This is a genomic window from Aurantiacibacter flavus (genome assembly GCF_039710615.1).
Taxonomy (GTDB): Bacteria; Pseudomonadota; Alphaproteobacteria; order Sphingomonadales; family Sphingomonadaceae; genus Alteraurantiacibacter; species Alteraurantiacibacter flavus.
This window is the reverse complement of the sequence record NZ_JBDLBR010000001.1, coordinates 510,671-523,653: the sequence shown is the minus strand read 5'-3', so window position 1 is coordinate 523,653 and position 12,983 is coordinate 510,671. Positions and strand designations below refer to the sequence as shown.

The 12,983-nt window shown below is 61.4% G+C and carries 12 protein-coding genes, 1 tRNA gene and 1 pseudogene; 7 read left to right on the top strand and 7 right to left on the bottom strand.

Annotation, left to right across the window (positions count from 1 at the left end; genetic code table 11):
- The first annotated feature begins 91 nt into the window (after positions 1 to 91).
- A complete protein-coding gene (locus ABDJ38_RS02420; protein ID WP_346783482.1) occupies positions 92 to 877 on the top strand; it encodes a SapC family protein in 786 nt (261 codons plus the stop codon).
- 230 nt (positions 878 to 1,107) lie between these two features.
- On the opposite strand, the gene ABDJ38_RS02415 is transcribed toward ABDJ38_RS02420, so the two are convergent.
- Entirely contained in the window at positions 1,108 to 2,031 is a 924-nt protein-coding gene (locus tag ABDJ38_RS02415) for an N-formylglutamate amidohydrolase (RefSeq protein ID WP_346783481.1), read from the bottom strand.
- A gap of 237 nt (positions 2,032 to 2,268) precedes the next feature.
- Here ABDJ38_RS02415 and cpdR point away from each other — a divergent pair, with 237 nt between their 5' ends.
- The 4 genes and pseudogenes from cpdR to ABDJ38_RS16925 all read left to right on the top strand — a co-directional run bounded on the left by cpdR (position 2,269) and on the right by ABDJ38_RS16925 (position 3,510).
- On the top strand, positions 2,269 to 2,643 hold the full coding sequence (cpdR, locus tag ABDJ38_RS02410; RefSeq protein WP_346783480.1) for a cell cycle two-component system response regulator CpdR: 375 nt from the start codon (positions 2,269 to 2,271) through the stop codon (positions 2,641 to 2,643).
- 68 nt (positions 2,644 to 2,711) lie between these two features.
- Positions 2,712 to 2,786 (top strand) — tRNA-Val (locus ABDJ38_RS02405).
- 45 nt (positions 2,787 to 2,831) lie between these two features.
- Positions 2,832 to 3,152 (top strand): annotated as a pseudogene (locus ABDJ38_RS16930) (Arm DNA-binding domain-containing protein); the annotation flags it as partial.
- A 1-nt stretch (position 3,153) separates the two neighbouring features.
- Complete coding sequence (locus ABDJ38_RS16925) at positions 3,154 to 3,510, top strand: phage integrase central domain-containing protein (RefSeq protein ID WP_429771082.1); 357 nt, start codon at positions 3,154 to 3,156, stop codon at positions 3,508 to 3,510.
- 213 nt (positions 3,511 to 3,723) lie between these two features.
- Here ABDJ38_RS16925 and ABDJ38_RS02395 read toward each other — a convergent pair whose 3' ends face one another.
- The 3 genes from ABDJ38_RS02395 to ABDJ38_RS02385 all read right to left on the bottom strand — a co-directional run bounded on the left by ABDJ38_RS02395 (position 3,724) and on the right by ABDJ38_RS02385 (position 7,862).
- Positions 3,724 to 4,164 (bottom strand): TauD/TfdA dioxygenase family protein, encoded by a 441-nt coding sequence (locus tag ABDJ38_RS02395; RefSeq protein WP_346783478.1) that lies wholly within the window; start codon positions 4,162 to 4,164, stop codon positions 3,724 to 3,726.
- A gap of 29 nt (positions 4,165 to 4,193) precedes the next feature.
- Entirely contained in the window at positions 4,194 to 4,721 is a 528-nt protein-coding gene (locus ABDJ38_RS02390) for a hypothetical protein (RefSeq protein WP_346783476.1), read from the bottom strand.
- A gap of 63 nt (positions 4,722 to 4,784) precedes the next feature.
- The gene (locus ABDJ38_RS02385) at positions 4,785 to 7,862 is read right to left on the bottom strand and encodes a TonB-dependent receptor plug domain-containing protein (RefSeq protein WP_346783475.1); all 3,078 of its coding nucleotides are present in this window, start codon (positions 7,860 to 7,862) and stop codon (positions 4,785 to 4,787) included.
- Positions 7,863 to 8,097: 235 nt separating this feature from the next.
- Between ABDJ38_RS02385 and ABDJ38_RS16920 the strand changes: the two genes are divergently transcribed.
- Positions 8,098 to 8,442, top strand: a complete 345-nt coding sequence (locus tag ABDJ38_RS16920; protein WP_429770936.1) for an integrase core domain-containing protein — start codon at positions 8,098 to 8,100, stop codon at positions 8,440 to 8,442.
- A gap of 19 nt (positions 8,443 to 8,461) precedes the next feature.
- Here ABDJ38_RS16920 and ABDJ38_RS02375 read toward each other — a convergent pair whose 3' ends face one another.
- Positions 8,462 to 9,388, bottom strand: coding sequence for a glycosyltransferase family A protein (locus tag ABDJ38_RS02375; protein ID WP_346783474.1), 927 nt, complete (start codon positions 9,386 to 9,388; stop codon positions 8,462 to 8,464).
- Positions 9,389 to 9,730: 342 nt separating this feature from the next.
- Between ABDJ38_RS02375 and ABDJ38_RS02370 the strand changes: the two genes are divergently transcribed.
- Positions 9,731 to 10,783, top strand: coding sequence for a polysaccharide pyruvyl transferase family protein (locus ABDJ38_RS02370; RefSeq protein ID WP_346783473.1), 1,053 nt, complete (start codon positions 9,731 to 9,733; stop codon positions 10,781 to 10,783).
- 20 nt (positions 10,784 to 10,803) lie between these two features.
- On the opposite strand, the gene ABDJ38_RS02365 is transcribed toward ABDJ38_RS02370, so the two are convergent.
- Both ABDJ38_RS02365 and ABDJ38_RS02360 read right to left on the bottom strand, forming a co-directional pair.
- Positions 10,804 to 11,211, bottom strand: a complete 408-nt coding sequence (locus ABDJ38_RS02365; protein WP_346783472.1) for a MerR family transcriptional regulator — start codon at positions 11,209 to 11,211, stop codon at positions 10,804 to 10,806.
- The gene (locus ABDJ38_RS02360) at positions 11,208 to 12,917 is read right to left on the bottom strand and encodes a long-chain-fatty-acid--CoA ligase (RefSeq protein ID WP_346783471.1); all 1,710 of its coding nucleotides are present in this window, start codon (positions 12,915 to 12,917) and stop codon (positions 11,208 to 11,210) included. The genes ABDJ38_RS02365 and ABDJ38_RS02360 overlap by 4 nt, the downstream gene beginning before the upstream one ends.
- Positions 12,918 to 12,983 lie beyond the last annotated feature (66 nt).

The following is a 12,983-nucleotide window of genomic DNA, read 5'->3' as shown; positions in this document are numbered from 1 at the left end:
GCATACCATTTGCCACGGGGCGAGCGCGGCGTGGGAAGCCCGTCCGCACAACCCGTTAAGAACTCAGCCCGATTGTTTTGGAGAAGACCATATGGCCTCTGAGCCGAAAGCCAGCCTGCCGATCCTCTACAAGGATCTTATTCCGCTAAACAGCAACCAGCACGGCAGCTGGAATGCCCGCTCGGTCGACCGGGCCGATTGGGTCGTCAACCAGCACGCGATCCCGCTGACCGCCGAGGAATTCCCCGCCGCGCAGCGCGACTATCCGATCGTGTTCTCTTCGGGCGATAAGCCGGTTCCGCTGGCGCTGATGGGCCTCAACGAAGGCGTGAACGTGTTCTTCGACGACGAAGGCGCGCCGATCGGCACGCCCTATGTGCCCGCCTATGTGCGCCGCTATCCGTTCCTGCTCGCCAAGATCGATCCCTCGTCGGAAAACCTGTCGCTGTGCTTCGATCCGACCAGCTCGCTGATCGGCGAATTCGAGGAAGGCCAGCCGCTGTTCGACGCCGAGAACAAGCCGACCGAGCATACCCAGAACCTGCTCCAGTTCTGCGAGAAGTTCGAGGAAGCCGGGATGAAGACGCAGAGCTTCGTCGATGAACTGGTGAAGGCCGACCTGCTGATGGACGGCGAAGTTTCGATCCAGCGCAACGACAACCCCGACCAGCCGTTCGTCTATCGCGGTTTCAAGATGATCAACCAGGAGAAGCTGCGCGAGCTGCGCGGCGATCAACTGCGCAAGTGGAACGAAAACGGCATGCTGCCGCTGATCCACGCCCACTTGTTCTCGCTCGACCTGATGCGCGTCGTGTTCGGCAAGCAGGCGCAGCAGGGCAAGGGTCCGAAGCCGGTCGAGGCCGCTTCGGTCAACTGATCGCATCGGCTCGCTCTGAAGTACGCTAGCCGCACTTCAGGACCGCCACGATTGATGCAGTTTGCGACAAATTCATCCGGGGCCCGCGCTTGAAAAGGTGCGGGCCCTTCTTATACTGGAAGCGTCCGGCTCAGCTCCCCTCATGGCTAGGCCGGATGGTGTGCTCAGGCACACCTCCTCCCTGAACCTTGGCCACCTCGTGCTTCGTGCACGAGGTGGTTTTTTCTTGCCTATTCGGCTGCCAGCGCGCGCCCGCCGCCGCTCCGCAGGCTGACCTCGTCCGCCAGCAACCGGACAAGGCCGACAAGCGCGGTGACGACATCGGCAAGCCCCTCTCCGGGCTCGTGCATGGTTTCCTCGAGATAGACCTGCCGGCAGACCTCCACCTGCATCGCGTGCAGCCCACGCGCCGGAGCGCCATGCCGATCGAGCACATAGCCGCCAGCATAGGGCCGGTTGTGGCTGGCCAGCCAGCGACTCGCTGAAAGATACGCCAGCGCGCTCTGCACCAGCGTACCGTCGCACGATGCGCCGAAGCGGTCGCCGATAACGAAGTCCACCGCCCTTCCCGCGCCCACTTTCGGGCCCAGCGGCGGCATCGAATGCAGATCGATCAGCAGTGCCGAGCCCCAGCGGTCGCGCAGACGCGCCATGCTAGCTTCCAGCTCGCGGTGGTAGGGCTGGTGCACCTGATCGATACGCGCCGCTAGGTCCGCCGGGCTCAGCCGCTGACGCCACAATTCGCCCGTGCCCGGCAGGCGTCGTGGCACCAGCCCCAGCCCGCTGCGTGACCTGCGTCCGGCCGCAAAGCGCGGCAGCATGGCGCGCTCTCCACTTGGCGAGCCGCCTGTCACCATATCCCAGTCGATATCTTCAGTGGCGCGGTTGAGGTCGATCATCGCGCGGGGCGCGCGGGCGACCAGCAGATCGGCTCCCGTCTCCAGCGCGACCTGTTCGGCGACCAGGTCAATCAGCCGGTCTTCCAGCCGCACCGAAGAGAGCGCCGGATTGCGCATCCGGGCCAGCAGGTCCGAAGGATAGATGCGCCCTGCATGCGGCACGGCGATCAGCACCGGGACCGGCGTCGGATTGCGGCGGTGAAGCACGAATGCGGGCTGCCCGCGCATCCCCGGAAGCGAGCCGCCACCAGACACTTGCGATACTGTCGACCGGGCGCAGGAGGCCTGCGAATCGCTCTTTCGGGGCGGCGGGAGCGTCATCGCTCATTGCTGGCGGGAATTGCCCGGCTTGTCAAAATCGTGACCCGCAAGGGCGCCACGTTAGCTTCATTTATCGAGGCTGTATCAAACTCGGTCAGGCCGGATTCGATGGAGGAATTTGTAACCGCTCCGGGCTAGGGCTCTGGCTCACTCATGAACAGGGATGAAACCATGATCCGGATCCTGCTGGCGGAAGACGACGACGCAATGCGCACCTACCTGACGCGGGCGCTGGAACAGGCCGGATATTCGGTTCAGGCGGTGAGCAACGGCATGGACGCCATTCCCCTTCTTGAAACAGAAGTTTTCGACCTGTTGCTGTCGGACATCGTCATGCCGGAGCTGGACGGGATCGAACTGGCCCAACGCTGCAACCAGATCAGCCCTGGCACGAAGGTCATGTTCATCACCGGCTTTGCCGCCGTCGCCCTGCGCGTCAGCCGTGAGGCTTCGAATGCCAAGATGCTCTCGAAGCCGTTCCACCTGCGCGATCTGGTGCTTGAAGTAGAGCGGATGTTTGAAGATCAGGCGCTGGCGCTAAACTGAGGTCTTGCCAGCGCCCTCGGCTGACGCTAGAGGGCGCGCCTGCCTTAAGCGGCAAACCCGAATGGTGTGGGCGTATAGCTCAGTGGTAGAGCACTATGTTGACATCGTAGGGGTCGCAAGTTCAATCCTTGCTACGCCCACCATTCGCCCTTCCCCGACATTGCCGGAAGCTTCTACAACCGTTGCAAATGCACGGTTTTCTGTGCATTTGGCTTAGCGCCAGTTCCCACCCGTTCGCAGGGAAGCGCGGGGCATCTGGGGGGTATTCCGGGGGCACACGCCCAAGCTGCCGGGGACATCGGAGTTTGACCGATCGAGGTTGTCGCAACGCCTCGCCGGGCCCTCGCCCGGTAAAGCTGTTCGACGGTCATGGGCTGCACCTGTACGTCACTCCAACCGGCTGCAAGAGCTGGCGCCTCAATTATCGATTCGGGGGCAAAAAGAAGCAACTCACGCTTGCCCCCTATCCGACCGACGGAGGCGCGGCTGAAGCGCGAGGATGCCCTGCGCATGCTTCGCGACGGTATCGATCCCGGCAGCAAGGCCAAGGCAATCCGCGGGCGACGCTCAGCGCCGATGCCGGAAGAGACCACAGTTCGCGCAGCGGCCAGACGATGGCTGGCACGGCAGGAAGGGCGCTGGCGTCCCAATCACGCCAAGAAGGTTGCCCGCAGCCTCGAGGTCGATGTCTATCCTCGCCTGGGCTCGCTCCCACTTTCGGCGATCAAGCCTTCAGATGTGCGCACGGTGACCGAGGCGCCAGGCACGCGGAACCGAAGAAACCGCGCATCAGGTGCTCGGCCAAGAATGGTGCGAATGGCCGACATTTCCGAATTCCACGGCCTGAACAGGCCGGAACCGGTTTAGGTTGTGCCTGCACGCAAGATGCCGCTCGCGCTGGCAGAGGCAGCTAAGCGCCCTAATCTCGGCCATACATGTTTCTCTCCCGACTTCCTGAAAGCGGACATCGCTCCGGATCAGGTGGGGCGGCGGGGTTTGGGACTTTCCTGATGTTCCGAGGTAATGTGTCGAATGGCAGGTCCCCACCAAGAGCCGACATCCAGCTGCGCCGATCGGCTATCAGAAAGCGACAGAGGCGGTGCGCGCGTCGACGAAGCAGGTCGGCCCACCGCTCGGCGGCACTTCCACCGCGCGCAGCATCGAATAGCTGGTGCGCAGGTCCATGAACGAGCTGTCGGTGTGGAAGATCATGTCGCCCTTGCGATAGGTCAGGGCGCTGGGGGCGCGGTTGATCTCGCCGTCCTTGTCGAGGTTGCCCGCGTTGAACAGGAACTGGCGCGGGCGGCCATCGCGCGGGAGCAAGCTTTCGAGATAGCCGAAATAGCCCGCGAACCGAACCTGGCCCTCGTCGTCGAGCCCGGTATCGCGATAGACGGTGACGCCCCACTTGTCCTGCATCGCGATGATCTGCTGGATCGCCTCGGGATCCAGCGGCTTGCTGATATCGACGCCCGTGATCTCGGCCCCGAAGCGCGGCGAAAGGGGTTTTGCCTCAATCATAGCTGGTTATCCTTTCTGCGTTCCCCAGCTCACGACAGGGGCTCACATTTGAAATAGGTGCTGCTTTCGATCCGGCAGTTGTAGCTGCCGAGCGCGCCTTGCTCGACTGCGAACGGCACGCCCGCACGCGGCGCGCGTCGCAAGGACACCGATGAGGTGGAACGCCAGCGCGTTCCGTTGGCGGCTTCGACTTCAAGCCCCTGCCTGCGGTCAAGCGACGCCGCGGCCACGGTGCTGGCCATCTCGGAGATGACCGGTTCGCGCGGTGCGGTTTCTTCATAGACCATCTTCTCTCGCGTTTCTGCGGTCCGCAGTTCTGTCTGCGCGGTTACCGGCGGCGCCACCGGGGCTGGCGGGGCAGACGCAACGGTTGCCCGGTCAAGCAAACCGAGCGCAGCCAGCTCACGGTCGAGGCAGGCGTGGCGCGCAGCAGAGTCGTCAATAACCGCGCAGCCTTCGATCCCGCTCCAGTCGCGTTCGGCCTGCGCGACTGCTGCGGACGCGGCAAACAAGCTGGCCGCAACCGCCATTGCGCGAAGACTGCCAATTCTTGTCATCACATTCCCCTCAGGTTTGCACGGGAGGGAGCAAGGACAGCGCCCTGCCCCCTCCCGCCGACATCAGAACGAGACCTTAGCGCCGATATAGAACCGGCGACCGAGGACGTCGTAGGCCCCGCCCGGTTCGGGCTCACCCACGGCATCGGTTACGCCGGGAATGCGCCCGTAGATGTTGGGATCACGGTCAAACAGGTTCTCCACGCCACCACGCAACTGCAACAGTTCGTTGACCTGATAGCGCGCGGCAAGGTCGAAGATGTTGTAGGCCCGCATATCATCCTGCTGGGCATTGGGCGATGTCGCCTTCACGACATGGCGTGCCGAGGGCAAGTGGCGCCAGTTGAGGCTGATCATACCCGGACCGAAATCGTATCCGACCGTGGTATTGAGCTTCCACCTGAACTGCGGCCCATAGGGCGGAATACCGATCTCCGCACCGACCGTATCCGAATAGTCGAACACTGGGCCGCCGGGATTGTTCTGTACCAGGTATTCGCTCAGGTAATTGAACAGCACATTGGCAAAGACCGAACCGCTGTCTCCACCCAGTCCCGGCGCATCGAGCGCCCAGTCGAGCTGAACGTCGAAGCCCGACGTGGCCAGCATGCCGAGGTTCTCGAACGATGCCACGGTCGAGATCCAGCGCCCGTCTATGCTCGAACGGTTGATCCGTTGACAAAACTCGTTGGCCGGGTCGTAGTTCGGGTTATTGCCGAGCGCGTTGAAGCACTCTTGGTAGACCACTTGCGTCGAGGCAGGTGCAATCGCACCGTCGATGGTGATGTTGTAGTAGTCAACCGACAGGCTTAGGTCACGCAACAGCTGGCTCGAACTAGGTGACGAAATTACGCCCCCGATGGTCCAGGTCGATGCCTTCTCCGAAGTCAGATTGGTGTTCCCGCGCTGCAGGTCGCGCCCGAGGGGGAAATAGGTCGGCACGTTGCCGACATAGGTCTCGGTAAAGGGGAACCCTCCTGCCAGCGCCGAGCACAGATCGAGCACCTGTTGCCGGTTCGGATTGCCGGGCACGTTGCCATAATCGGCGCGGGTGAACTGCGAGCACGGATCGTGATCCGGCCAGGCAACGGTCTGGAACACGGCGGGCTGGAACAGCTCGGCCACGTTCGGTGCGCGGTTGGCCCGCTGATAGCCACCGCGCAGTTGCAGCCAGGGGGTGACCCGCCAGTCACCGGTCAGTTTCCAGGTCGTGACCCCGCCCGACGTGTTGTAATCCGAATAGCGAATGCCCGCATTCAGGCTCAGATCCTCGAAGAACGGCTTGTCCGTCAGGATCGGGATCAGCACCTCGCCATAGATCTCCTTCACGTTGGTCGATCCGGAAGTCGGCGACACGTCGAACAGGCCAATCGTCAGAGACGTGGTGTTCGAGGTCGAGAAATTCGGGTCGGGATCGTAGCTGAAGTCGTTTTCGCGATAGGTGCCACCAACGGCGAAGCGAAGGTCACCCGCCGGAAGTTCGAACAGCGCACCCTGGATATTCAGCTCGATCTGATCCTGGGTCAGCTCGGTTTCCGAATTGTACTGCGGCGCGATGATGTCGAGACAGTCTTGCGAGACCGGGGTGTTGAGGAAGGGGTTGAGCCCACTGGTGCAGGTGGCGAGCAAACCGGTGCGGCCATTGTTGAACTCGGCCCCTGCGCCGTAATTCGGGCGCGCGATCAGATCCTGATAGCGGACGAGATCGACGAAACCTGCATAGTCGACGTCGGAACTGGTGCGCCCGTGGGAGGCGAACACATCATACGTCCAATCCTTGATCGGCAGATCGCCGCGTGCGCCCAACAGCACTTCGTAAGTGTAGGTGTTCGTCGTCACCTGACGCGGGCCGGCATAGTCGAGCTGTTTGTAGAGCGTCCATGGCGCGCTCGAGTTGGTGCGCGCATCGAGAATCGTCGCCAATTCGTCGGGGATCGCATGGGCGCCATCACGCGGAATGTTCACCGACCACTGGTTGAACGCCGGGGTATAACCGATGAACTCGGTCATCACCTCGTTCTGGTCGAAATTGCCCTGCACATAAAATTCCAGCGCGGGGCTGACCTCGTAATAGGCCGTCGCGAACAGCGAATAGCGTTCCATCGGGCTGCTGAGCAAGCCGGCGAACGAATTGGGGGACAGTGTGCCGTCGGCCAGCAGCTTGTTATCGGGATAGAGCGGACCGTCAAAACCGGGTGCTGCGTCACCCGAAACGGCGCCGGGAGCGACTGCAAACAGTGTCGCGCCATCGACCGTCGGCGCGGTGTTGAAGAAGAGCTGCGTGCCAGACGGAACGTCTCCTGGCAGATAACCCTTGGGCACGAACACCGAATCGTAGGCCGCCTGAGTGGAGGTTCCGTTGAACCCGCCGAAATTCGGCCAGACGTTGCGTCCCGGCGTGTTCGGATCGGTGAATGCTGCCTCGAAGAAGGGCCGGTCGCGCAGGTAGACGCCCTCGCGCTTCTGATAGGTCAGGCCGATCATGGCGTTGCCGCGCGAATCGGCAAAGTCCGACCCGATCAGCGCCGAAACCTTGTATTGCTCGCCATCACTGCGGAACGACTGGCCATACTGGGTGTCGATCTCCACCCCGCTGAAATTGCGCTTGAGCTGGAAGTTTACCACGCCTGCCACCGCATCGGCACCGTAGGTCGACGCCGCACCGCCGGAGATGATCTCGACCCCCTGCAACGCGGCGGTCGGGATCGTGTTGAGGTCAACGACGAGACTGGCATTGGCGGGCTGCGTACGCCGGCCATTCAGCAGCACCAGCGTACGGTTCGAACCCAGGCCCCGCAGGTTGACCGTGGCGATACCGGGGCTGCTGGTCGGCGTGGTCTGGCCATCGTCGGCGCTCGTTATCTGGTTCGCACCGCCCGAGAACTGGGGCAACTTGTTAAGGCTCTGGTCGAGCGAAACAGACGAGGTGTTTTCGAGGAGGTCAGAGCCGACGGTGACGATCGGACTTTCTGAATCGTAATCGCGGCGGGCAATGCGCGAACCGGTAACGACGATCTCATCGGAAGACGCGCTGGCGGTGGTTCCAACACTATCCTGGGCGTGGACATTCGCGCTAAGGCAAATCAGCATCGCAGACGAGCAGGCAAAACCAACCCGTCGCGCAAGACGCGCGTTTTTCATATCTCTCTCCCTATCCAGCCTCTCCCGCAAGGGGGGCCATGTTCTCGAAGCATCCGACCGGGCGGCCAGAGCCTCTGACATTATGTAGCGTGATACATTCTTCTGCAAGGGTGAATGCATAGCAATCGAAGCAATCCGTCCTCCGCTTGGGCCGGATGGTCTCACCAACCTGATCTGAGCCCGAAGATTTCCTCCAGCGATAGGTAGGGCCCGGCCCTGACAAGGAGACCGACGGATGAAACGGAGCAGGTTCAGCGAGGAGACAACGCCATGCTCAAGGAGATCAGCGCAAAAAAATTTCTGGCGCCCGGTGCCAGACGGCAGTCGTCGGCCCGACGAGGCAAGGGCGCGCTGGCGTATCAGGGAACTGGCCAGCATGGCGATCCTGCGCCGGAGCAAGGAGCGCAATGTCGCGTGGCACAATCTCGCGCCGGGCAAGCCCTGTCAGAACAGGTTCGTCGAGAGCTTCAATGCCAGGCTGGAGGACCGCCCGGTCGCTCCCGATTCGCATAACGTTAGCCGAGTGGCAGCTCATCAGAGCGCGAAGGGATCGGGGCGCCGACGGCTGAGAGAAAGGTAGCGCGTCCCGTCACGGCCTCTCAGTTGAGTTGTAGGCCAAGATATCTCCTCAGGCTTGCTCCCGCTATGGACGCAGCGACGAGATGAGGCACGCTTTGGACCGGTTTGGACCGACGCATGAGCCGATACTTTATGGAAGACTTCCCCCAGGCCGCCAGTGCGATGGCGATACCCTTGAGACTATGCAACTTGCCAACCCGATGCCCCGCGATGGGATAATCGTATCCGTGTGAAGAATAGAATTGCCGAATGTACGCTTCGCTTTGTCTTTCCGGGGAAATACGATGAAGCACCGCAGCCTCCCATACCCACACCCCACTATGGCCTGCAGCCAAAATTTCTCGGATTACAGCGACTTCTTCTCCACCTCTACGTCGCCCAGGGGCAACGCCGAGGTTTGGATCATAAAGGTGGCTCCGCTGTTCAGTGCCTCGAATGGCATAGTTCAAGCCATAGGGGACCCGATCCCTGGTGATTTCCTTCCAACTCGGCGCATTGCGAATTGCGAGGAGAGAGCAAAGTTCGGGTTCGGCCTCCACGAACCATTCCTTGGCAGGTTCCTCATATAGGGGAGTCGCCTTGCCTCCGAAGATGGCCCGCCCCGGGTGAGCTTTAAACGATTGAAAGTAGGCGTTTAGCCAATTCTCATCCACGAGGACATCGTCATCGGTCCAGACGATGAAGTCCCCTTGGCTTGCACGTACGCCAGCATTCCGCGCATTTGACAGTCCGGCGTTTGGTTCGAATACATGGCGAACGGGCAACCTCTCCGCGAACTCTGACACTACCTGTTTCGTATCGTCGGTGCTGCCATTGTCGACGATCACGATTTCCCAATCGTCGGATGCCCGCCTGGCCGCCTCGCAGATCGATACCAAGGTGCGGCGCAACGATGCCGATCGGTTGCGGGTGCATATTACAACGGATGCGAGAGGCGCTTGAGGCACTCGTTGTCCCCCTTCATTCACATTTTGCGGTAAGATTGCGAAGGCTCCCTAGCAAGTCGGACTTCTCCGGTTCGTCGCAGTACTTCGCCTTTCCATTCGGACTGGTGCAACCGCGCGCTGAGCCGCCCCCTGACTACAAGGATCGGTAGGGGAATGAGCGCGTCAAGCAAAGGCTGCATTGCGATGCGCTGACAGATGGATTTGCATGCCTTCGCTCGCCGAGCGGCCACTTGCCAAATCCAAGACGTCATGGGACAGCATCGCAAGTCCAAAGTCGGATCGATATCCAGGGTGATCGCTCGCGTTCCGCCTCCAGAAATACCAGAAAGAAGGATCGAACGCGTGAGTGGATCAAACTGGAACCTCGGCTCATCGCAAGCCGAGACCCGGCTAAAGAATGATCCTGTTATCAAAGATTTGCAGGATACTCTTGCCAGCTCATTTCATCAGACACTGCCCGATGAAGGCGGATACGCGATCCTCGACTTCCCAAACTATTCAAATATCGGCGACAGTGCGATCTTTGTCGGCGCAGCTATCCTGTGCCGGAACCACTTCGGTCGCGGGCCTGAGTTCGTCTGCGAGGCTGATCTGCGCCAGCTTGATCGGATCGCCAAGCTCGATCCGTCGCTACCGCTTTTGCTTAGCGGCGGCGGAAACTTCGGCGACCTCTATCCGCGTCATCAGCAATTTCGCGAAGCAGTGTTGAGCCGGTTTCCAGATCGGAAAATCGTTCAACTCCCCCAGTCCATTCACTATGAGAACGCGGCAAATATCCAGTCCTCGGCCGCCGTAATCAACGCTCACGCCGGTTTTACCCTTATGGTGAGAGATCATGCCAGCCGTGATTTTGCGCGCGAGCACTTCTCCTGTGAAACGCTGCTCGTTCCGGACATGGCTTTCATGATTGGCGCAGTCGCCCCGACAGCAGAGCCGCCACTGGCGATCCTCGGCCTGATTCGTCGCGATAAAGAGTCCGTCCTGTCCGGTGTCGATGACCTCGAGGGACTGCCGAAGCCGTTTGAGATTGTCGATTGGCCTGCGGAACAAAACTACCCGTCGCTGATCGAGCGGCTGCCGCGAAGCATTCGCGCGATGCTCCCGCCCCGGCTGCAGGATCGCAAGCCGGAAACGCCCACCGCTTACGAGTTCCTCGCGCGAAAAAGGCTGGAAACGGGGTTTGCCATTCTATCGCGGGGGGAAATGGTACTGACCGACCGGCTCCACGCCCACATCCTCTCGATACTCCTGGGAAAGCCCCATGTCGTCCTCGACAACAGCTACAGGAAAATCGGGAACTTTGCTGACGCCTGGACGGATCAGGCCGGGTTCGTTCGGGCGGATAGTACAGCGGATGCCATTGAACTGATCAAGGGCGCAGCGCCTTCAGAATAACGACAGAGGCTCGGACATTCCTAGCGCGGTAGCTGATCGCGCGCCTGCTGCTCGATCACTTCGAGCTCGGAAATCGTCTTGTCGATTGCGTCGCGCTGGTGACGCAGTTCCTCGATGCGATCCTCCACCTGTTGCAACAGGTGGCGCATCTGGCTCTCCTTGCCGCGGTCGGCATCGTAGAGAGACAGGAATTCCCCGATTTCGCGAATGGAGAAACCAAGCCGCTTGCCGCGCAGGATCAGCTGCATCCGGCCCATCTCGCGTCGCGAGTAGACCCGCATTGCGCCCACCCGGCGCGGCTGGATCAGGCCTTTGTCTTCGTAGAAGCGCAAGGTGCGTTGGGTCACGCCCAGCTCCTCCGAAGCCTCGGCGATGGACTTCAGACCCTCGCCGTTCGCGGGCGCGTCCGATTGCGCCGTGTCGGTCACGTCGATCCCCCCGCTTTGCGCGCGGCGGCCTTGGCGCGCTCTTCGGCTACCAGCTCCTTCTTCTCCAGCTTGCCGACCAGCGTCTTGGGCAGTTCAGGGCGGAATTCGTAAGCGTCGGGCATTTCAATGGGGCTGAGCCGCTCCTTGAGGAAGGCGTGAAGCTCGGACTCGGAAAGATCCATGCCATCGTGCAGGGCGATGAACAGCTTCGGGGCTTCACCCCGGTAGTCGTCGGGGATGCCAATCGCAACGGCTTCCTTCACCGCCGGATGTTCGTAGGCCGCGTCCTCGATAATGCGCGGATAGACGTTGTAGCCCGAACACAGGATGATGTCCTTGATGCGGTCGACCAGGAACAGATAGCCGTCCTCGTCGAGATAGCCGATATCGCCTGTGCGCAGCGCGCCATCGATAAAGGCGGTGTCGGTGGCGTCGGGGCGGTTCCAGTAGCCTTTCATAAGCTGCATTCCCCGCGCGCAGACCTCCCCGCGCTCGCCCGGAGCCTTGCAACATTCGCCCGTTTCGGGATCGCGGATTTCGATGATCGTGTGCGGAAATGCCGGGCCAGCCGAGTTTTCCTTCACAGGCGTTCTCCCAAGCAGCGGGTTGCAGGTGATGATCGGAGAGGCCTCGGTCAGCCCATAGCCTTCCGAGATTGGCGACCCAGTGCGCCGCTCATACTGGGTGCGCACTTCGAGCGGCAGCGGCGCGCCGCCCGAGATCGATGTGCGGACCATCGAGAGGTCGGGCACCTTGTCTTCGGGTAGCGAGCCAATGGCGTTGTAAATCGTGGGTACGGCGAAAATCTGCGTGGGCGGCTTACGCTTCACCGTCGCCAGCACCTCGTCCATCACGAAGCGCGGGAGGAGCACCAGTTCACTGGCGGTGTCGATCCCGTAATTGAGCACGCAGGTGAGCCCAAAAACGTGAAACAGCGGCAACACGCCAAGCGTACGCTCCTGCACAGCGCGCTCGTTGCCTACGTGCAGCATCATCTGTGCAGAGTTCGCCGCAAGGCTGGCATGGGTAAGCATCGCACCCTTGGGCCTGCCGGTGGTGCCGCCGGTATATTGAAGGACGGCCACGTCGTCGGGCGTGATCTCCGCCCTCTGCGCGAGCGGCGCATGGGCGGCGAGGCGGCGATAGTCGAGGTAGTCCACACCGGCGCGCTTTTTTGCAAGGTCACCACGCTTCAGCGTGCGCAGGCCGAGACTTTGCCAGAATGGCAGCACATCGGCCATCGGGCACAGCAGAATACGTTCAAGCGCGCTCTTGCCGTGTGCCGCAGCGACCTTGCCGTGCAAGGCTTCGAGATCGGGCACGGCAATGATTTTCGCGCCCGAATCGGCGATCAGGAATTCCAGTTCATGCTCGGAATATAGCGGATTGAGGTTCACCACGATTGCGCCCAGCCGCAGCACCGCGAAATAGACGATCACCGAATAGGGCGTGTTGGGCAGACACAGGCCAAGACGGTCGCCCTTCCCCAGCCCCACATCGGCCAGCCCGCCGGCCAGCCGGTCGACCGCTTCGCTCAGCTCGGCATAAGTCCATTCACGGCCAAGGAAATCCACCGCGACGCGGTCAGGGTAGGTGGTCACCGAATGGTCGAGCGCCTCGGTCAAAACCCGTTTGCGCAAAGCACCGGAAGCGTCGAGAATGCGGCTCGTATCGAGCGGCAGGATTTCCGATTCAGCCTGGTTCATCAGGCACCCTTTCCCGTTATGATGCGTTAGACTGCCGAAACCGCATCTTGATTTTGTTATGCTTGA

Coding starts and splice junctions, on each gene's coding strand:
- ABDJ38_RS16925 (WP_429771082.1), top strand. CDS start 3,154: ATGCTTCGCGACGGTATCGATCCCGGCAGCAAGGCCAAGGCAATCCGC.
- ABDJ38_RS02390 (WP_346783476.1), bottom strand. CDS start 4,721: ATGACAAGAATTGGCAGTCTTCGCGCAATGGCGGTTGCGGCCAGCTTG.
- cpdR (WP_346783480.1), top strand. CDS start 2,269: ATGATCCGGATCCTGCTGGCGGAAGACGACGACGCAATGCGCACCTAC.
- ABDJ38_RS02395 (WP_346783478.1), bottom strand. CDS start 4,164: ATGATTGAGGCAAAACCCCTTTCGCCGCGCTTCGGGGCCGAGATCACG.
- ABDJ38_RS02360 (WP_346783471.1), bottom strand. CDS start 12,917: ATGAACCAGGCTGAATCGGAAATCCTGCCGCTCGATACGAGCCGCATT.
- ABDJ38_RS16920 (WP_429770936.1), top strand. CDS start 8,098: ATGAAACGGAGCAGGTTCAGCGAGGAGACAACGCCATGCTCAAGGAGA.
- ABDJ38_RS02420 (WP_346783482.1), top strand. CDS start 92: ATGGCCTCTGAGCCGAAAGCCAGCCTGCCGATCCTCTACAAGGATCTT.
- ABDJ38_RS02385 (WP_346783475.1), bottom strand. CDS start 7,862: ATGAAAAACGCGCGTCTTGCGCGACGGGTTGGTTTTGCCTGCTCGTCT.